At 64.5% G+C, this 20,025-nt stretch carries 16 protein-coding genes, 1 tRNA gene and 2 pseudogenes; 14 read left to right on the forward strand and 5 right to left on the reverse strand.

The features are described from left to right. The first annotated feature begins 25 nt into the window (after positions 1–25). On the forward strand, positions 26–1,027 hold the full coding sequence (locus ACUXH0_RS10270; protein ID WP_182594250.1) for a threonine dehydratase: 1,002 nt from the start codon (positions 26–28) through the stop codon (positions 1,025–1,027). Here ACUXH0_RS10270 and ACUXH0_RS10275 read toward each other — a convergent pair. Beyond that, a complete protein-coding gene (locus ACUXH0_RS10275) occupies positions 1,024–1,716 on the reverse strand; it encodes a TerC family protein (RefSeq protein ID WP_182594251.1) in 693 nt (230 codons plus the stop codon). The genes ACUXH0_RS10270 and ACUXH0_RS10275 overlap by 4 nt on opposite strands. Positions 1,717–2,232: 516 nt before the next feature. Here ACUXH0_RS10275 and egtD point away from each other — a divergent pair. Together egtD and ACUXH0_RS10285 are read left to right on the forward strand one after the other, a co-directional pair. Beyond that, a complete protein-coding gene (gene egtD, locus ACUXH0_RS10280; RefSeq protein ID WP_024542244.1) occupies positions 2,233–3,279 on the forward strand; it encodes an L-histidine N(alpha)-methyltransferase in 1,047 nt (348 codons plus the stop codon). Between the two features lie 67 nt (positions 3,280–3,346). Next, a complete protein-coding gene (locus ACUXH0_RS10285; protein WP_004629107.1) occupies positions 3,347–4,645 on the forward strand; it encodes an ergothioneine biosynthesis protein EgtB in 1,299 nt (432 codons plus the stop codon). 139 nt (positions 4,646–4,784) lie between these two features. On the opposite strand, the gene ACUXH0_RS10290 is transcribed toward ACUXH0_RS10285, so the two are convergent. Next, positions 4,785–6,668 carry a DEAD/DEAH box helicase gene (locus ACUXH0_RS10290; RefSeq protein ID WP_009238611.1) on the reverse strand — a complete coding sequence of 628 codons (1,884 nt, stop codon included), beginning with the start codon at positions 6,666–6,668 and terminating at the stop codon, positions 4,785–4,787. A 499-nt stretch (positions 6,669–7,167) separates the two neighbouring features. On the opposite strand from ACUXH0_RS10290, the gene ACUXH0_RS10295 reads away from it, so the two are divergent. Further along, positions 7,168–7,356, forward strand: coding sequence for a hypothetical protein (locus ACUXH0_RS10295; protein WP_012435166.1), 189 nt, complete (start codon positions 7,168–7,170; stop codon positions 7,354–7,356). Between the two features lie 113 nt (positions 7,357–7,469). On the opposite strand, the gene ACUXH0_RS10300 is transcribed toward ACUXH0_RS10295, so the two are convergent. Continuing rightward, a tRNA-Arg gene (locus ACUXH0_RS10300) sits at positions 7,470–7,544 on the reverse strand. A 312-nt stretch (positions 7,545–7,856) separates the two neighbouring features. Here ACUXH0_RS10300 and ACUXH0_RS10305 point away from each other — a divergent pair. Further along, positions 7,857–8,060 (forward strand): hypothetical protein, encoded by a 204-nt coding sequence (locus ACUXH0_RS10305; protein WP_182594252.1) that lies wholly within the window; start codon positions 7,857–7,859, stop codon positions 8,058–8,060. Positions 8,061–8,152: 92 nt separating this feature from the next. Here ACUXH0_RS10305 and ACUXH0_RS10310 read toward each other — a convergent pair whose 3' ends face one another. Continuing rightward, complete coding sequence (locus ACUXH0_RS10310) at positions 8,153–9,061, reverse strand: amino acid ABC transporter substrate-binding protein (protein ID WP_004629099.1); 909 nt, start codon at positions 9,059–9,061, stop codon at positions 8,153–8,155. Positions 9,062–9,533: 472 nt separating this feature from the next. After that, positions 9,534–9,740: a hypothetical protein gene (locus tag ACUXH0_RS10315; protein ID WP_012435167.1), complete on the reverse strand. Its 207-nt coding sequence runs from the start codon at positions 9,738–9,740 to the stop codon at positions 9,534–9,536. A gap of 174 nt (positions 9,741–9,914) precedes the next feature. Here ACUXH0_RS10315 and ACUXH0_RS10320 point away from each other — a divergent pair. The 9 genes and pseudogenes from ACUXH0_RS10320 to ACUXH0_RS10360 all read left to right on the forward strand — a co-directional run. Further along, positions 9,915–10,748, forward strand: a pseudogene (locus ACUXH0_RS10320) (ABC-F family ATP-binding cassette domain-containing protein); the annotation flags it as partial. A gap of 201 nt (positions 10,749–10,949) precedes the next feature. Continuing rightward, a pseudogene (locus ACUXH0_RS10325) lies at positions 10,950–11,261 on the forward strand (ATP-binding cassette domain-containing protein); the annotation flags it as partial. Positions 11,262–11,564: 303 nt separating this feature from the next. Further along, positions 11,565–11,825 carry a hypothetical protein gene (locus tag ACUXH0_RS10330; RefSeq protein WP_404944695.1) on the forward strand — a complete coding sequence of 87 codons (261 nt, stop codon included), beginning with the start codon at positions 11,565–11,567 and terminating at the stop codon, positions 11,823–11,825. A 172-nt stretch (positions 11,826–11,997) separates the two neighbouring features. Next, on the forward strand, positions 11,998–13,983 hold the full coding sequence (locus ACUXH0_RS10335) for a DNA topoisomerase IV subunit B (protein WP_012435169.1): 1,986 nt from the start codon (positions 11,998–12,000) through the stop codon (positions 13,981–13,983). A 16-nt stretch (positions 13,984–13,999) separates the two neighbouring features. Continuing rightward, positions 14,000–14,890 carry a lytic transglycosylase domain-containing protein gene (locus tag ACUXH0_RS10340; protein ID WP_012435170.1) on the forward strand — a complete coding sequence of 297 codons (891 nt, stop codon included), beginning with the start codon at positions 14,000–14,002 and terminating at the stop codon, positions 14,888–14,890. 49 nt (positions 14,891–14,939) lie between these two features. After that, entirely contained in the window at positions 14,940–17,282 is a 2,343-nt protein-coding gene (gene parC, locus ACUXH0_RS10345) for a DNA topoisomerase IV subunit A (protein WP_012435171.1), read from the forward strand. A 4-nt stretch (positions 17,283–17,286) separates the two neighbouring features. Beyond that, positions 17,287–17,865 (forward strand): chromate transporter, encoded by a 579-nt coding sequence (locus ACUXH0_RS10350; protein WP_012435172.1) that lies wholly within the window; start codon positions 17,287–17,289, stop codon positions 17,863–17,865. After that, a complete protein-coding gene (locus tag ACUXH0_RS10355) occupies positions 17,847–18,392 on the forward strand; it encodes a chromate transporter (protein ID WP_170816368.1) in 546 nt (181 codons plus the stop codon). Before ACUXH0_RS10350 ends, ACUXH0_RS10355 begins: the two co-directional genes overlap by 19 nt. A 238-nt stretch (positions 18,393–18,630) precedes the next feature. Then, complete coding sequence (locus ACUXH0_RS10360; protein ID WP_012435174.1) at positions 18,631–20,013, forward strand: amino acid permease; 1,383 nt, start codon at positions 18,631–18,633, stop codon at positions 20,011–20,013. Positions 20,014–20,025: the final 12 nt, after the last annotated feature.

Raw genomic sequence — 20,025 nt, forward strand, 5'->3', positions numbered from 1 at the left:
TCAAATTGTCTGCCGGAGAATGATCATGTCGCCCATAGCTACCTCCGCATCGCTGGACCGTGCCGCTGAATTGCGCCATCTGCGCGCTGCGGCCAGCGTCGTTCATGCGGTGATTCCACCGACCCCGCAGTACTGCTGGCCGTTGCTCTCGCAAGCCATGGGCACGGCGGTGTGCGTGAAGCATGAGAACCACACGGAAGTGGGCGCGTTCAAGGTGCGCGGCGGGCTGACTTATCTGCATGCCTTGCGCCAACGTGAGCCGCAGGTGCGTGGTGTGATAGCGGCGACGCGCGGCAATCATGGCCAGTCGATTGCATGGGCGGCGCGTCGTAACGGTATCGCTGTCAACATCGTCGTGCCGCATGGCAACAGCGTGGAGAAGAACGCCGCCATACGCGCGCTCGGCGCAGAGCTCATCGAAGCGGGCGATGACTTCCAGGCCAGCCGCGAGGCGGCCGATCAACTGGCCGCTGAACGTCGCTTGCACTTCGTGCCCTCGTATCACGATGACCTGGTCGTCGGCGTAGCAAGCTACTGGCTGGAGTTCCTCGAGGCCACGCCGCTGGATGTTGTCTATGTGCCGATCGGCATGGGTTCGGGAATTTGCGCGGCGGTGCGGGCGCGCGATGCGCTGGGGCTGTCGACGCGCATTGTCGGCGTCGTGTCAGCACATGCGCGATGCTATGAGCAATCTTTCGCAAGCGGGACCGTGGTGTCGGCGCCGGTATCGACGCTGCTGGCCGACGGGCTTGCATGTCGCACACCGGATGCGAAGGCGCTGGAGGTGATCCGCGCTGGCGTCGACCACATCATTGCGGTGACGGATGACGAGGTGGCAGAGGCTATTCGCCTGTATTTCTCCACCACCCACAACGTGGCCGAAGGCGCTGCCGCCGCAGCCCTGGCGGGGGCATGGCAGCAGCGCGAGCGGATTGCCGGCCAGCGTATCGGCCTGCCGCTGACCGGTGGCAACATTGATCGCGCCAAGCTGGCGCGCGTGCTCGCCGGTCAGCCAATCCTGGCTTAGGCGGGTTGTTGGCGGCGACGCTGCACCAGCCAGCCGCCACCCAGCACGATCAGGAGCACCAGCACATACACCGCCCACTTGAACGGCGGATGTGCAGCAAAGAACGGCTTGAGGACCGGTTCAGCCACGATCATGTGCGCCGCCGTATAAGCCAGCACCGCCGCGCCGCCGTAGATGATGATCGGGAACCGCTCGATCAGGCGAAGTACCACGCCGCTGCCCCACACCACCACCGGCACGCTGATCAACAGACCCAGCACCACCAGCAGGAAGCTGCCGTGCGATGCGCCGGCGATGGCGAGCACGTTGTCGATGCCCATCACCGCATCGGCGATGACGATCGTCTTCATGGCGCCCAACAGGGTGGAGCTGCCCGCGCCGTGTTCATCGCCGCCCGGGCCGTCGTCAGCCAGAAGCTTCCACGCAATCCACACCAGTGCCAATCCACCTACCAACATCAGGCCGGGAATCTTCAGCAGCCACACCACTGCCAGCGTCATCAGCGCCCGCACGATGATGGCGCCCGCGGCGCCCCACATGATGGCCTTCTTCTGCAACTCGGGCGGCAGGTTGCGCGCCGCCAGCGCGATGAGGATGGCGTTATCGCCCGCAAGCACGAGGTCGATGACGATGATCGATGCCAGCGCGGCAGCAAACTGCATGGTGAAGATGTCAGACAACCATTCCATGGCGGCTCCAAGTCAAACAACAATAAAAATTGGTTGACCGGACTGCATGGAGTGCTGGGGCGGGACGCTTTGCAGACCATGAAATCCGGTTGCAAAGGTCTTGCTCGACACGCGCAGGTTGTGAACCTGCTGGTGCCGGCACGACCGGAAGCTTGCGCTTCGTCATGACGATCGTGCCTGGGGCTGAAGAACCCCCGAGCTACTCCCCTTTGAGGAAGTCCGCATTGTATCGCAGCAGGCCGATTGTGCGCTGCAAAAACGCAACATCGGCACGATGACGCGCTGTGCGCGGTTTTTTCAGCGGCGTGGGTGATTTTTACGATTGGCGCGATGCCGCGTTGTGGCGCCCTCCGGCGAAAGAACGGTGGCGCTGTCACAAAGCGGCGTCTACGCTGCAATTTCATCCGCGCGCCACCGGCGAGCGGTGATGGCATAGGCGCGATGGCACGTTTCTCGCTGTCGATGGCCTTCATGACCATGCAGCACCGTGCCGTTCCACCCACAACGGGAGACACCATGCAGGCCACCAAGCCGTCCGCCGATGCCTATGCCCGCCGCGCGCTGGCCCGTCTGATTCAGCCGCAGCCAACGGTCGACGCCGTTGGGGCGGGCTTGACCTTCTACCAGCTCTTTACGGAAGACGACGCCGCGCTGCGTGCCGAGGCGGAGGCAGGCCTGCTCGCACCCGCGGCCAGTATCAGCCCGAAGTTTTTCTACGATGCCCTCGGCTCGCGTCTGTTCGAAGCGATTACCGACCTGCCTGAGTACTACCCGACGCGCACCGAAGCCGCCATCTTCAGCCTGCATGCGGCCGAGATCGCGATGCGCGTGGGCCGCGGCGCCACGTTGATCGACCTGGGTGCCGGCAACTGTGAAAAGGCCGCGCGCCTGTTCCGCACGCTGGCACCGTCGCGATATGTGGCGATCGATATTTCGGCGGATTTCCTCCGCGATACGCTGCGTGGGCTTGCGCGTCAGCATCCGCAATTGCCGATGGTCGGCATTGGCGCCGATCTGTGTGCGCCTCTGGTGTTGCCCGATGCCGTCGGCGATGGGCGCCGCGTGTGGTTTTACCCCGGTTCGAGCCTGGGCAACTTCACGCCGGAAGAGGCAGCGGCGTTTCTCTCGCGCCTGCACGAAGCTTCGGCCCCCGGCGACAGCGTGCTGATCGGCATCGACCTCATCAAAGACGCACAACGGCTCGAAGCCGCTTACGACGATCCGCTCGGGGTGACGGCGGCCTTCAATCTGAACGTGCTGCGCAACCTGAATCGCCTCCTGGGTGCGAATTTCGACGTGCGGGATTGGCGTCATGTCGCGCTGTACCGAGCAGAGGCGCACCGCGTTGAGATGCATCTGGAAGCGCGTCGCGATGTCACGGTTCGGTGGGGTAAGCACGCGCGCGCCTTCGCTGCCGGCGAGCGCATGCACACCGAGAACTCCGTCAAATACGACCTGCCGAGCCTGCATATGATGTTTGCCGAAGCCGGCTTCGAAGACCTGCATGCCTGGACTGATGTCAGCGGCGACTTTGCCGTCTGCCACGCGAGCGTAGGCCGCTAGGCCGGGCGGCAGAACACCAGGCGGCCCGGTGCGATAATGGATCGATTCCCGCCCGAGGTGTGCCGCGATGGCTGAATTCTTCATGCTCCCCGATCCGACCTTCATCGGATCGCTTCCCGACTGGACCGACGGCCGGCGCTTGCCGCGCCAGGGCATCGCGCACAGCCTGGTCGACGCGCGCAATCGCACGCTGGCCTTGTTGTCCGCGTTTGGCGACACGCAGCGCGGCTGGCAGATTGAACGCGTCGAGCATCACGCCCCGCCGCTTTGGACGCTGGGCCAGCTGGCCTGGTTTGCCGAGTTCTGGTGCCTGCGCGAGCCCCGCCGCAACGGCAGCGACACCGTCGAAGACGGCGCCGGCACCGAATGGGAACTGGCGCGCTGGCAAGCCACGCTGCCGGCCGCGCTCGACGGCGCCGACACGTTCTTCGACATGGACCGGATGCCACCAGAGGCATGCTGGGAGCTGACGCTGCCCGGCATCGCGACGATCAAGCAGTACGCGCATGACGTGCTCGACCGTGTGCTCCGTAAGCTCGCCACACTTGGCACCGATGACGATGCGGCGTTGGAGCCGTTCCGCTGGGCGGTCTTTCACGAAGACCTGCGCGCCGAACATCTGCACGGCCTGCTGCAGGTATTGGGCCTGCAACCCGCTGGGCAACCGCCGCTGGCCGCCGTGGCTGTACCGGCTGCGCAGACATTGTCGTTGCCCGGTGGCCGCTTCCAAATGGGCTGGCCCGACGCCGATGGGTTCTTCTTCGACAACGAATGTCCGCCGTATCGCACATACGTGCCGGCGTTCGAGATTGATGCACAGCCCGTCACGAATGGCCAATACCTGGAGTTCATCGAGGACCGTGGTTACGACCATCCGCAATGGTGGTCGCCGGCCGGCATGGAGTGGCTGATGATGCAGGAGCGCTCGGCGCCGCTCGGTTGGCAGCGCGATCCCACCACGCGCAGCTGGCAGGCACTGCGCTACGGTCAGGCGCGTACGATCAACCGTGACGAACCCGTGCGCCATGTGAGCCTGTACGAAGCCCAGGCGTGGTGCCGCTGGGCCGGCCGTCGCTTACCGACGGAAGACGAATGGGAGATGGCCGCGGTGCAAGGCCGCGCAGGCTTCCATTGGGGGCAGGTGTGGGAGTGGACGTCATCGCCGTTCGAGCCGTATCCGGATTTCGTGCCCGGCGTGCCGCGTGGTCGTGCGGCGAGCCTGTCGGCGCCGCACTTCCAAACGATGCAGACGGTGCGCGGTGCTGCCGCTCATACTCCACAGCGCGCGCGTCATCCGCGTTTCCGGGGCTTCCTGCTGCCGGAGCGCGACGACATCTTTGTCGGCTTCCGAACCTGTGCGCTTTGACGGAAGCTTGTAGACAGGACTGGCAAGTCGAACGCAATTCATCAAGGTTGCCGCCCAAACAAAAAACCCCACGCTGTTAGACGTGGGGTTTTTTGTAGGCTGCCGCTAAGGCCATCCGGAGGAAATGGCCCTTCATCGATCAACGATCGAAGTCGCGCGAACGGCCCTTGCTGCCGTAGCTGTCGCGGTTGCCGTCGCGATTGCCATAGCTGCGACGCTGCGCGCCGTTGCCAGCGTCGCCGAAGCGGTTGCCGCCGTTGTTGTCGCCGAAGCGACGCGGGGCAGCGCCTTCGCGGTTGCCATCGCGATTGCCATAACCGCCACCGTTGCCGGTGCCGGCGCTGTTGCCGTAGCCACGGTTGCCGTCTTGCGTGCCTTGCGTGCGCGCGGGGCGTTGTTGCCAGTCGCCACGGTTTTGCTGGCCTTGGCCATACGACGGACGCGGGGCGCGGTCGTCGCGGTTCCATTCGCGTTGGGCGCCTTGGTAGCCGCCGCTGTTGCTATTGCTGTTGCCGTTGCGGTCGTCGCGGCGCGGAGCAAAGCCGTCGCGGTCGCCGGCGAAGCTGCGTTGGAAGCGGCCTTCGTTGTTGCCGCTATTGCCACCGTTGCCGCCTTGGCGTGCGCCGTAGCCTTCACGCTGGCCGCGATAACCGCCGCCATTGCCACCGTTTCCGCGGTAGCCGCCACGGTCGCCGCCGGCACGCGGGCCACCTGTGCGGGGCTTGGCCGAGCGCTTCGGCTCCAGGCCCTCAACCACCGATGCATCGATGCGGCGATCAACGAAGCGCTCGATACGGCGCCATTGGAACGTGTCGTTGTGGTTCACCAGGTTGATGGCGATGCCGCTGCGGCCCGCGCGGCCCGTACGGCCGATGCGATGCACATAGTCTTCAGCTTGCTTGGGCAGGTCGAAGTTGACCACGTGCGTGATGTCCGGCACGTCGATGCCGCGCGCTGCCACGTCGGTGGCCACCAGCACGCGCAACTGGCCGCGGCGCAGCGCCGTCAGCGTGCGGTTGCGCGCGCCCTGGTGCATGTCGCCATGCAAGGCGCCGGCGGAGAAGCCGTGCTCGGTCAGGCGTTCGGCCAGCGAATCGGCATCACGCTTGGTCGCCGTGAAGACGATGGCTTGCTTGAGCGATGCATCGCGCAGCAGGTGATCCAGCAGTTGCTGCTTGTGCGACATGTCGTCGGTGAAGTGCAGGCGCTCTTCGATGTTGCTTTGGTCGACCTTGGCGGCGGCGATTTCGATGCGCTGCGGCTCGCGCATCATGCGCTCGGCCAGTTGCTCGATGCGGCGGTCCATGGTGGCCGAGAACATCAGCATCTGACGCGTCGCCGGCGTAGCGCCGACGATGGCTTCGATGTCATCCGAGAAGCCCATGTCCAGCATGCGGTCGGCTTCGTCAAAGACGAGCATGTCGAGTGCCGACAGGTCGATGCGGCCCGAGTCGATGTGGTCGAGCAGGCGGCCCGGCGTGGCGATGATGATGTCCGGCATGCGGGCCAGCATGTCGAGCTGCTTCGGGTAGGGCATCCCGCCCAGGATGCTCGCGCAGACGATACGGCGCAGATGGCGGCCGTATTGTGCGGTGGCGGTGGTCACTTGCAGGGCCAGTTCACGCGTGGGCGTGAGCACCAGCAGCGACGGCTTGGCCGGTGCCGGGCGTGGGCGGCGGCCTTTCATGCGTTGCGGCGGGCCGTCCATGCGCGGACGCTGCGGCTCAGGCTGTTCGCTGATGCGCTGGATGGCCGGCAGGATGAAAGCGGCGGTCTTGCCCGAACCAGTCTGGCTCGTGACCAGCAGGTCGCGGCCGGACAGGCAGGCCGGAATGGCTTGCGCCTGCACCGGCGTGGGCGTGGTGTAGTTCACTTCGCCAAGCGCGCGGACGATGCGGTCGTCCAGGCCCAGTGCAGCAAAGGCGCTTGCACGGGTCGCGGTTTCGGCGATGAGGTTTTCGGTATTGGTGTTGATGGTTTCAGCGTGCGCAATGGCGCCGCTGCCGTCTTGAGGCTGCGTCATGTCGAATAGGTAGTAAGGCTGCCGCGTCGCTACATCAACGGATGCAGGCGACGGAAATGGGATACGGCGACCGGTTAATCACGGGCGTCGGCGCCAATCGGATAAGGCCGGTTCGACAGACGGGCTGCAGAACGGACAAGGCGGGGGAGTGGGCCGGCCTCAAGCTGAACAGGTCAGCGAGGTGGGGCGGCGGTCCCTTCGGCGTGATGTGAATCCACGCGGGAGATCGGAGACGATGCCAAGCACAATGGCAATCGGCTGCGCATGCTTGCAACGGGCGGTGGTTCGGACGATGCGCGCCGGTTTGGAACCAGCACATCGGCCAATCGCGGACCGAAAAATACGGCAGTAAGCAGCCAAGTCGCGGACTATAGCATGAATTTTTGCAGTGCGCAAAAAATTGCCGGTGGCGCTGATGTACGCGCCGCCGCCGCTTGCCGGATTGGCCTCGCGGCCTATACTCGAAGGACCGGCCACGCTGACGGCCGGAAAGGGGCGGATGATGGAATTCCCGATGGCCTTCTCCAACCTGTACCTGTTGCTCGCCGTTTGCGTTGCGGGCGTGATCGGACTGGCGTCTGCGCCACTGGTGATTCGAGGTGCGCGAGTAGGGATCCGTGTGCTTCTGACGATCATTGGGGTGTTGATCGGGCTGCTCGTGCTCGAAGCGCTGCCGGTGCTGACCTAGATGGCCCGGGGCCATCCGCAGCCATAGGCCCGCCCGCGTGTGGCGGGCCTCGTTGTTTTGTGCGGGCAAGAGAACAAAAAGCCAGGCGTGCAGCCTGGCTTTGTCGTATCTGCTGGTCCCGCCGACAGGAATCGAACCTGTATCTCACGCTTAGGAGGCGCGTGCACTATCCATTGTGCTACGGCGAGAGACCGACCCCGGGTGACGCAAACGGCCGCCCGAGCGAGCCGCGATTCTACGCAATTTGCAGGGCCAAGACCAGTGAGGCACCGGAGCAGCGGGCCGCGCGGGCGCCCGGTACCGACGACATATGAAATGATGATGACGCCACGTGTTCTGTGGGTTGCCGCCCACAGTTCAGGCGTTCTTGTGATGAAGCAAACGCTAAAGCGAACGAACGATCGGTCGGAGAATCAGATTTAAGTATTACGAACTTTCCACGTTTGTTCACGGAAGTTATCCTTCACCATCCCCCTTTCAGAAACCCCTAGGCGACCAACATGCTGACATCCGAAGAACGGGACGATCCGTGGACGGTGGAGCCGTCGCTGGAAAGCCTGTTCCCCAAGCATCGGCCCGGGTCGATTGATCGGCCGATCTATTTCCGTCACACCGATACGCCAGACGGCCACGTCATCAAACAGTTCCCTGACGGCTCACGCCAGCTCGTGCGCTTTGTTGGCCTGGAAGAACAGGTCGTCTAACACTTCCTTTAAAGCCTATTTCCGTTTGTGTCATGCACAAACAAAAACACCGCCGTGCGTGACGGCGGCGCTCATGCTGCGTGCGGCTTTGTTCAATCGGCGACTTTGTCGCTCGGGTACTTGAACGAGTCGCGCAGCAGGAAGCTCATCGGGATATCGAGCTTTGCGCTGTGCGGCGGAATCGGTTGCTGGAACCACTTCTTGTAGAGCTTCTCGGCGTCGTAGTCGAGGATGATGTTGGTCATCGCGCGATCAACCAAGCGCTTGAACTCGGTGTCGTCCTTGCTCAGCATGATCGCGTAGGGCTCGACCGTCAGCATGTCACCGACGACGGCGTAGTCGCCCGGGGTCTTGGTGTTGGCGCGGAAGCCGTAGAGCAGCACGTCGTCCATTGCAAAAGCGTCGGCCTTGCCGGTTTCGACCATCGCGAAGGATTCAGCGTGGTCCTTGGCTTCGAGGAAGTTCATGTTCAGCACGCGCACGTCGTTCATCTTGCGCAGCTCCGCCACGCTGGTGGTGCCTTTGGTGGTGACGACGGTCTTGCCGCGCAGGTCATCCCACCTGCGGATGCCCGACGACGTCTTGACGATCATGCGGATGCCCGCGATGTAGTGCGGAATCGTGAAGGCCACTTTCTCGCGGCGTTCGCGGTTGTTGGTGGTCGAGCCGCATTCGAGGTCGGCTTTGCCATCGGCGATGGCCGGCATCCGCGTCGAGGGCGTGACCAGCACATATTGCACTTTCAGATCGGGCCGCTTGAGGTCCGTGCGCAGCTTGTCGACCACGCGCAGGCACAGATCGACAGCATAGCCGACGGGCTTTTTATCGGCGTCGTAGAACGAGAAGGGCACGGAGCTTTCGCGGTAGGCGACGCGGACGGTGCCGGTGTCGCGGATGCGGTCGAGCACCGGCGTGGAGGAGGCCAGGACAGGGCCCGGCAAACTGGACAGCGAAGCGAAGAGCAGCGCTGCAGCCGGCAGCGCGCGCGTGAAGAACGGCATGGTTGTATCCCCCGGAAAGAATCGGCGGCCCTCTTTATCGTTATGCCCGGCTCGTGGCCGGAGGGCCTGCCGCATGATACGGCCCGCCGCAGCAAGCTGCAGGCCTGTGCTTTTTTGGTGTTGTAAGCAGGCTGCAAGAGTGGATTTCGCCCTCTAAAAGTCGATGCGTGACGCGTGGTTTGCAGTGGTGCGTTACGCACATGCAGCGTGCGCAACGCACCGTCTCAGCCGTCCAGCCGGTGCAGCGGACTCGCCCGCGGTGCATACCTGGCCCAGCATGCGTTGCTGCGGTGCGAAGCCGCACCGGGCCTAGCGTTAGGCGTTTTTCCCTACCGGGTTTGTCCCGACTGCCCGAGACGGACAAGGGGCGCTATGCTCCGACCATGTCTTGTTCGCAAGGCATCGAGGAGAGACTCTTCCGGCCCGCCGAAAGCGGGCCGTTTTCTTTGGCGCCTGCGCGTTCGAGGCCAGGTCAGTTCTGACTCGGAAGCACGTTGCCCGGCTGAGACGACTGCCGCGGCCAGTTCGAGAACGCGAAAATCCACAGCGCCACCAGGTTCGCCACCGGCACCAGCACAAGCAGGGTCCACCACGGTGAAAAGCCGGTCCGCAGCAAGATCTGCCGCACCGGAATGCCTGCCACGACCAAGATGATCAACAGCCCGAAGAGTCCGCGCATCGTCATTCCCCTTTCGTAACGGTATGGATGGCGCGGCCGGAAAAAGCGAGTCCGGCGGCACAAGCGTTATAGCACCGGCATCTGCAAGCGCAATGTCGCCGATGGGCGACGCGCGGGGCGACTACAATACGCGCCTTCCGGCCGTACGCGGCCAGCACCCTTTTTCTCTCCAGCATGGCCCTGTTTTCCATTACCGATGCGCAACTGGCGTTCGGCCACGTTGCGCTGCTCGACCACACCGATTTCTCGCTGGAAGCCGGCGAGCGCGTCGGCCTGATCGGCCGCAACGGCACCGGCAAGTCGTCGCTGCTCAAGATCGTGGCGGGGACGACCTCGCCGGATGACGGGCTGATCGCCCGCCAGAGCGGCGTGACCTCGGCGTATGTGCCGCAAGAGCCCGAATTCGACCCCGAACAGACCGTGGCCGAAGCCGTGGCGATGGGCGTGCCGCATGCTGCCGGCCTGCTGGCTGAATACGAGGCGCTGATCACGTCGATGGGCGACTCCCACGATGAAGACGCGCTGCACAGGCTGCAGGCGCTGCAATCCCAGTTGGAAGCGGCAGACGCGTGGCAACTGCGCACGCGCGTGGAAACGACGATCGCCCAGCTGGGCCTGCTGCCCGGCGCGCGCATCGGTTCGCTGTCGGGCGGCCTGACCAAGCGTGTGGCGCTTGCGCAGGCGCTGGTGGGCGCGCCTGACATCCTCCTGTTGGACGAGCCGACCAACCACCTGGACTACAACTCCATCCGCTGGCTCGAAGACTTGCTGCTGGCCTTCCGCGGCAGCGTGTTGTTCATCACGCACGATCGCGCCTTCCTCGACCGCGTGGCCACACGCATCATCGAACTCGATCGCGGCAAGCTGCGATCGTACCCCGGCAACTTCACGGCGTATCAGACGCGCAAGGCGCAGGAGCTGGACGCCGAAGCATTGGAAAACGCCCGCTTCGACAAGCTGCTCGCGCAGGAAGAAGTGTGGATCCGCAAGGGTGTGGAAGCGCGGCGCACACGCAGCGTCGGCCGCGTGGCGCGGCTGGAACAGATGCGTGTGGAGCGCCAGGCGCGCCGCGAGGTGCAGGGCAACGTCAAGCTGGAAGTCTCGCAGGGCGATCGCTCCGGCAAGATTGTCGCCGAGCTGATCGACGTGACCAAGCGCTATGGCGACAAGACCGTCGTCGACAACTTCACCGCCACCATCATGCGCGGCGACAAGGTCGGGATTCTCGGCGCCAACGGTGTCGGCAAGACCACGCTGCTGAAGCTGATCCTCGGCGAACTGGCACCGGATTCCGGCACGGTGCGCAACGGCACCAACCTGCAGGTGGCGTACTTCGACCAGATGCGCGCGCAATTGGACCTGAACCGCTCGCTTGCCGACACTATCAGCCCGGGCAGCGACTGGATTGAAGTCAACGGTCAGCGCAAGCACGTGATGAGCTATCTGGGCGACTTCCTCTTCCCGCCCGAGCGTGCCCGCTCGCCGGTGGCCTCGCTGTCGGGCGGCGAGCGCAACCGGCTGCTGCTGGCACGCCTGTTTGCCCGTCCGGCCAACGTGCTGGTGCTCGACGAGCCGACCAACGATCTGGACATCGACACGCTCGAACTGCTGGAAGAACTGCTGCAGGAATACAGTGGCACCGTATTCCTGGTCTCGCACGACCGCGCGTTCGTCGACAACGTCGTCACTTCGGTGATTGCGGCGGAGGGCGAAGGCCGGTGGCGCGAATACGTGGGCGGGTTCTCGGATTGGCAGATGCAATCGGCACGCTCGGCGCAGATGGCGCAAGCCGCCAAGCCGGCCGCCGAAGAGAAGAAGCCCGAGATGGCCAAGCCGCGCGAGCGTGCCACGGTCAAGCTCAGCTACAAAGAGCAGCGCGAACTCGACGCGCTGCCCGCCACTATCGAGGCGCTGGAGGCGGAGCAGAAGCAGGTCGGCGGCGAACTGGAAGACGGCACGATCTACGGCCGCGACCCGGAGCGCGCGCAGAAGCTCGCCGAGCGCCACGAAGCCATCGAACTGGAGTTGCTGGAGGCGCTGGAGCGTTGGGAATCCCTCGAAGCCAAACGCGCCGGCACGGTGTGACGCTGCAGTAACCACGCAATATGTCAGCGGGATGTCGACCGAATATGGGTTTCGGGTCGCATCCCAACGCTGATGATCCCTCCGCATTGTTGAGGACGGCTTCCTTTACAATGCGCGCTGCATTCCCGGTGCTTGGGGACAGACCCAGGCCTGGTCAGTTTTTCCGCCTTCCATGAGCAAAACCTCCCAATACAGCGAATCGTCGATCAAGGTCCTCAAGGGCCTGGAACCGGTCAAGCAACGGCCGGGCATGTACACGCGCACCGACAATCCCCTGCACATCGTGCAGGAAGTCATCGACAACTCCGCTGACGAGGCGTTGGGCGGCTACGGCAAGCTGATTGCCGTGACGCTGCACAAGGACGGCAGCGTGAGCGTGGAAGACGATGCGCGGGGCATCCCTGTCGGCATCCACCCCGAAGAGGGCGTGCCGGTGGTCGAGATCGTCTACACGCGCCTGCATGCTGGCGGCAAGTTCGACAAGGGCCGCGGCGGCGCATACGCGTTCTCCGGCGGCTTGCACGGCGTGGGGGTGTCGGTCACGAACGCGCTGTCGACGCGGCTGGAAGTGACGGTCTGGCGTGACGGCAACGTGTCGACGCTCGCATTCTCCGGTGGCGACGTGATCGAACCGTTGACCACCCGCAAGGCCGAACGCGGCGAGAAGAAGAGCGGCACGCGCGTGCGTGCGTGGCCGGACGCCAAGTATTTCGATTCCGAGAACATCCCGCAGGCCGAGCTGCAGCGCTTGCTGCGCAGCAAGGCCGTGCTGCTGCCGGGCGTGAAGGTCACGCTCACGCTGGAAAGAACCGGCGAGACGCTCGAATGGCAATACGACCAGGGCCTGCGCGGCTATCTGGTCGAATCGCTTGCGCAGGGCAGCGGTGCCGAGCCGGTGATCCCGCTGTTTGAAGGCGAACACTTTGCCGACCCTGACAAGCCCGGCGAAGAAGGTTTTGCCTTCGGCGAAGGCGCATCGTGGGTGGTGGCCTGGACGGAAGAGGGCTCGCCGGTGCGTGAGTCATACGTCAACCTCATCCCGACGCCCGCCGGCGGCACGCACGAATCCGGTTTGCGCGAAGGCCTGTTTCAGGCCGTGAAGAGCTTTGTCGAGATGCACGCGCTCCTGCCCAAGGGCGTCAAGCTGATGTCCGAAGACGTGTTTGCGCGCGCTTCGTTCGTGCTGTCGGCCAAGGTGCTCGACCCGCAATTCCAGGGTCAGATCAAGGAACGCCTGAATAGCCGCGATGCGGTGCGCCTGGTGTCCACCTTCAGCCGCCCGGCGCTGGAACTGTGGCTGAACCAGCACGTCGAGCACGGCAAGAAGCTGGCCGAACTCGTCATCAAGCAGGCGCAGGCGCGTACACGTGCCGCGCAGAAGGTCGAGAAGAAGAAGGGCTCCGGTGTGGCCGTGCTGCCCGGCAAGCTGACCGACTGCGAATCCGACGACGTCACCCGCAACGAACTCTTCCTGGTGGAAGGCGATTCCGCCGGCGGCTCGGCCAAGATGGGCCGCGACAAGGAATTCCAGGCCATCCTGCCGTTGCGCGGCAAGGTGCTGAACACCTGGGAAACCGAGCGCGACCGCCTGTTCGCCAATAACGAGGTGCATGACATTGCGGTCGCCATCGGCGTGGACCCGCACGGGCCGAACGATACGGTCGACCTCTCCGGCCTGCGCTACGGCAAGATCTGCATCCTGTCCGATGCTGACGTGGACGGGGCGCACATCCAGGTGCTGCTGCTCACGTTGTTCTTCAAGCACTTCCCGCAATTGATCGATCGCGGGAACGTATGCGTGGCCCGTCCGCCGCTGTATCGTGTCGATGCCCCGGCGCGTGGCAAGAAGCCCGCGCAAAAGCTCTACGCGCTGGATGACGGCGAGTTGGAAGCCATTGAAGACAAACTGCGCAAGGATGGCGTGAAAGAGGGCGCCTGGCAGATTTCCCGCTTCAAGGGCTTGGGCGAAATGAGCGCCGAGCAGCTCTGGGAAACCACCATGAACCCCGACACGCGCCGTCTGCTGCCCGTGGCGCTGGGCGAACTGGGCCAAGACCAGACCATCAACATGATGAACATGCTGATGGGCAAGGGCGAAGCCGGCGCGCGCCGCACGTGGCTGGAAGCGCGCGGCAACGAAGTCGAAGCCGATATCTGATCGCAAACCGACAACGATGAAGCTTTTCGTACGTTTCGCATTCGCATTGACGGCGCTGGCCTTGTTGGCCAGCCAGCCGGCGCGCGCGGACGTCTACGGCTACATCGATGAAAACGGTCTGGCGCACTTCGCTGCCGAACGGATAGACGATCGCTACGTGCTGTTCATGAAGGGCGTGGCGGTGGCGGGCAAGGGCGACGACAAGGCCAAGGACGATAGCGCCATCGCCCTGCCGGCAACCGAGCTGCCCGACGCCGACGCCTATCTCAACGCCAGCAAGCGCGATGCACTCGACAACGCTGCCGGCATGCGCCAGCGCCTGGTGCGCGCGGTGTTGCAGCATCCGAACGTGCCGACGGTGGAACCGCTGATCCGCCAGGCCGCGAGCAAGCACGGTATCGACCCCGCGTTGGTGAAAGCCGTTATTGCCGCCGAATCCGGTTTCAACCCGCAGGCCGTGTCGCCCAAGGGTGCAATCGGGCTGATGCAGGTGATTCCGGACACCGGCGCGCGCTACGGCGTGACCGGCGACGCCCGCCGCACGGCCGCCCAGAAGCTGGCCGACCCGAAGACCAACATCACCACCGGCGTGCGTTACCTGAGCGATCTGCTGCGCATGTTCTCAGGCAACCTTGAGCTTGTGCTGGCCGCCTACAACGCGGGCGAGGGCGCCGTGCAGAAGCACGGCAACGACATTCCGCCCTACGCCGAGACGCAGAACTACGTGAAGACGGTGCTGCAGTTCTATCGCTACTACAACCCGGTCGCCGCCGTGCCCGGATTCATGAATGTGAGCGCCAACGGCGTCATCGCCACGCGCAAGCCGGGCCGCACGGGCCGGCCCGCACGCATCGAACTCGTATTGGACCCGGCCACCGGCGTGGCCACGAACGTACCTCAACATTGATCCTGGCGGCGCCGCAACGTTGAAGCGCGCCGCTTTCGCTTGAGTCTCCATGGAACAACAAGACATCCTCTTCGACCCCAGCGAGCCGGCCGAAGCGCTCACGCTTGGCGCCTATGCTGAGCGCGCTTACCTCGACTACGCCATCAGCGTGGTCAAGGGCCGCGCACTGCCCGAGGTGGCCGATGGCCAGAAGCCGGTGCAGCGCCGCATCCTGTTCGCGATGCACGAGATGGGCCTGCGCTCCGATGCCAAGCCTGTCAAATCGGCGCGCGTGGTCGGCGACGTGCTGGGCAAATTCCACCCGCATGGCGATCAATCCGCCTACGACGCACTCGTGCGCCTGGCGCAGGATTTCTCGCTGCGTTACCCGCTGATCGACGGGCAGGGCAACTTCGGCTCGCGCGACGGCGACGGTGCGGCGGCGATGCGCTATACCGAAGCGCGCCTCACGCCCATTTCGCGTCTGCTGCTCGAAGAGCTGGACCAGGGCACCGTCGATTTCATCCCGAACTACGACGGCTCGATGGAAGAGCCGAAGCTGCTGCCAGCGCGCTTGCCGTTCGTGCTGCTCAACGGCGCATCGGGCATTGCGGTCGGGATGGCCACGGAGATCCCGTCGCACAACCTGCGCGAAGTGGCGGCCGCCACCGTGGCGCTCATCCGCGACGACAAGCTCACCAGCACCGACCTGATGCAGTACATGCCGGGGCCGGACTTTCCGGGCGGCGGGCAGATCATCTCGTCGGCGGCCGACATTGCGCAGGTGTATGAAAGCGGTCGCGGCAGCCTGAAGGTGCGTGCGCGCTGGAAGATCGAAGAACTCGCGCGCGGCCAGTGGCAGCTCGTGGTGAACGAATTGCCGCCGAACACCTCGTCGCAGAAGGTGCTGGAAGAGATTGAAGAGCTGACGAACCCGAAGGTGCGCACGGGCAAGAAGTCGCTGTCGCCGGATCAGCTCACCATGAAGCAGACCATGCTGGGCCTGCTTGATGCCGTGCGCGACGAATCCGGCAAGGACGCTCCGGTGCGCCTCGTGTTCGAGCCCAAGAGCAAGAACATCGACCAGCAGGAATTTGCCAATGCATTGCTGGCCCACACATCGCTGGAGTCGGGTGCGGCCATCAACCTGGTGATGATCGGCACGGATGGCCGTCCGCGCCAGAAGGGCCTGGCAGAGATCCTGCGAGAGTGGATCGTCTACCGCTTCGCCACGGTCACGCGTCGCACGCGCCATCGTCTGGGCAAGGTGGAAGACCGTATCCACATCCTCGAAGGGCGGCAGTTGGTTCTGCTGCGCATCGAAGACGTGATCCGCATCATCCGTGAGAGCGAAGACCCGAAGGCCGCGCTGATCCAGGTCTTCAACCTGAGCGATCGCCAGGCCGAAGACATTCTGGAAATCCGCCTGCGTCAGCTTGCTCGCCTGGAAGCGATCAAGATCGAGCAGGAGCTGAAGAACCTGCGCGAAGAGCAGGGCGAGCTGGACGTGCTGCTGAAGTCCGAGACCATGATGCGCCGTCGCATCATCAAGGAGATCGAGACCGACGCGAAGCAATACGGTGACGACCGCCGCACCTTCATCCAGGAAGAGCGCCGCGCCGCAGCCGAAGTGAAGGTCGTTGATGAACCCGTCACGGTGATCGTTTCGCAGAAGGGCTGGGTGCGTACGCGCCAGGGCCATGGCCACGACGCCACGCAATTCACCTTCAAGGCAGGCGACACGCTCTACGACACGTTTGAATGCCGGACCACCGATGCGCTGTTGATCTTCGGCACGCGCGACGACAAGGGCACGGGCCGGGTCTATTCCGTGGCCGTGGCGAACCTGCCCGGCGGCCGTGGCGACGGCGTGCCGCTGACGACGCTGATCGAACTCGCGCCGGGTACGCACATCGCCCACACGTTCGCAGGCCATGCCGAACAGAATCTGGTGATTTCCACGCGCGGCGGCAACGGCTTCCTGGCCAAGGTGGGTGACATGGTCGGCCGCCAGAAGGCTGGCAAGGCGTTCCTGACGCTGGATGAGGGCGACCAGCCCAACAAGCCAGCGCCGGTGCCGGCTGACGCCTATGGCGTGGCGTGCCTGTCCGAAGGCGGCCGCATGCTGCTCTTCCAGATCAGCGAGTTGAAGACGCTCGCCAGCGGTGGTCGTGGCGTGATCCTGATGGAACTGGAGAAGAACGAAGCGCTGCTTCAGGCAGTGGCCTTCGGTGCAGCGGGCTTCGTGCTCTCGGGCACCGGCCCGCGCGGCGGCAAGGCGGTCGAGCAGACCATGACGACCCGCGCGCAAGAGCCGTACGCCGGCAAGCGCGCACGCAAGGGCAAGACGCTCGAGCCCAAGCTGCGCGACCCGAAGCTCTCGTTGCCCAAGCCCGCGCCGGACGCCGCCTGAACCCATGAGCGATCCGAGCGCCGCACCTGACGCCAACGCCGCAGCAAACGCAAACATTCCGTCCTGCAGCAAGCTCTTCACCGAGTTTGCGCGGATGGGCCTGTCGGGCTTCGGCGGCGTACTGCCCTTTGCGCGCGCCGGCATTGTCGATCGCAACCGGTGGCTCTCCAACACCGAGTTCGCCGAGTTGCTGAGCCTGGGCCAGGTGTTGCCCGGCCCGAATGTGGTCAACCTTTCGGTGATGCTCGGCTACCGCTTTCACGGGGTGCGGGGCGCCGCTGCCGCAATGGCCGGACTGGTGCTGACGCCTGCGGTGCTGTTGTTGCTGATCGTCATGCTGTACGACCACTTCAGTGCGCTGTCGGTGGTGCAGAACCTGCTCAAGGGCATGGCGGCGGTGGCAGCGGGGCTGGTGCTTTCAACGGCCGTCAAGCTGGCGCAGGGCCAGTCGCGCACCTGGCGGGCGCTCGGCATCGGCCTGGCGGTTTTCCTGACCATTGGCGTCCTGCAGTGGCCGCTGCTTCCCGTGATGCTGGTGCTGATTCCGCTCGCACTCGTGCTCGAATGGTGGGCGATGCGATGAGCTACCTCACCACCGTCTTCGACCTGTTCTGGCACTTTCTTGTGCTGTCGTTTCTCGCCATCGGCGGGGCCAGCTCGACGCTGCCCGACATGCACCGCTTTCTGGTCGACACCCGGCACTACATGACGAGCGAGCAGTTGAGCGCCATGTACGCCATCTCGCAGGCCGCACCGGGCCCCAACGTGCTCTTCGTTGAGTTGTTCGGCTGGCAGGCGGCGGGTCTGGGTGGGGCGATTGCCTCGCTGGTCGGCATCTGCGGGCCATCGTGCGTAATTGCTGCCGTCATCGCGCGCGTCATGGACCGCAAGCCTGACGCGCGCTGGATTGCGCTGGTCCGCCGTGGCCTCGCACCGCTCACGATCGGCCTGCTGTTCTCCACCGGCTGGGTGCTGGCGCGCGGCGCAGACAGCAGCTTCAGCACCATTGCGCTGACCGTGGCGACGGTCGTGGCGTCCTCCTTCACCCGCGTCCACCCGCTGGTGCTGGTGGGGCTGGGGGCATTGGTCGGCGGTATGGGCTGGGTGTAGCGCCCGCGCCGTCCGGCCTGCGAAATCCAAGGCGGACGCATGTCCGCCTTTTTTCTTGGCCCGCTCGCCACCGAGATGGGCGCACAGCCCTCGGGAATACCCCAATGCCGTTCATGATGTATATACAACAACATATCGATAAACGCGATGTTGTCTGTATGTGAACTCCGGTCCGTTCGACGCCTGCGTCCCGCCCGGAACTGCGCCGACAGCCTTGCCGACATAAAGAGGAGACAGTTTGGAACACCTTCAACGCAACCTGCGCGCGCGGCATATCCGCTTTCTCGCGCTCGGTTCGGCCATCGGCACGGGCCTTTTCTACGGGTCCGCTTCGGCCATCCAGTTGGCCGGGCCGGCCGTGATCCTTGCATACATCATCGGCGGCGCGGCCGTCTACATGGTCATGCGCGCGCTCGGCGAGATGGCGGTGCGCCAGCCGGTCTCCGGTTCGTTCGGGCGTTATGCGCGCGACAACCTCGGTCCGCTCGCCGGCTTTCTCACCGGCTGGACGTACATCCTCGAAATGGTGATCGTCTGCCTGGCCGACGTGACCGCCTTCGGCATCTACATGGGCTTCTGGTTTCCCGAGGTGCCGCAATGGCTCTGGGTGCTCGGCATCGTCATGCTCATCTGCGGCCTGAACCTCTGCAACGTCAAGGTGTTCGGCGAGATGGAATTCTGGCTCGCACTGATCAAGATCGTAGCGATTGGCGCCATGATCGTCGGCGGCACCGTCATCCTGTTCCTCGGCGTGAAGATGAACGGCGAGCACGCGTCGGGCCTCAGCAATCTCTGGTCGCATGGCGGTTTCCTGCCGCACGGCGTGGGCGGCCTCGTGGCGTCGTTTGCCGTGGTGATGTTCGCGTATGGCGGCGTCGAGATCATCGGCATCACCGGCGGTGAGGCGCAGAACCCCGACAAGGTCATCCCGAAGGCCATCAACGCCGTACCGGCGCGCATCCTGCTGTTCTACGTGCTGACCATGTGCGTGCTGATGGCGATCTTCCCGTGGACAGGCATCGACGGCCAGGGCAGCCCGTTCGTGCAGATCTTCTCAGGGCTGGGTATCCAGTCGGCGGCGGCAATCCTCAACCTCATCGTCATTTCGGCAGCCATCTCGGCCATCAACAGCAACATCTTTGGAGCGGGCCGGATGATGTACGGCATGGCGGAGCAGGGCCAGGCTCCGCGCATCTTTGCGGCCACGTCGCGTCACGGTGTGCCCTGGGTGACGGTGCTGTTCATGGCCGGTGCGCTGTTGTGCGGCGTGGTGCTGAACTACCTGATCCCCGAAAACGTCTTCGTGATCATCGCGTCGATCGCCACGTTCGCCACCGTGTGGGTCTGGCTGATGATCCTGTTGTCGCAGGTGGCGATGCGCCGTCGCCTGTCGGCCGAAGAAGTGCGTGCGCTCAAGTTCAAGGTGCCGCTGTGGCCCGTGGGGCCGGCCCTTGCCATCGCGTTCATGCTCTTCGTGATCGGCGTGCTGGGCACCATGGAAGACACCCGGGTGGCGCTTTACGTCGGCGCAGGCTGGGTGCTGCTCATGTCGGCAGCGTGGTATCTGCGCGTGAAGCCCAACGCAGCAGCCGTTCTGGCTGAAGAGGCAAGCGGGGTGTGAGCCCCGCCCGCC

This window comes from Ralstonia sp. 110700041-2, from assembly GCF_056280165.1.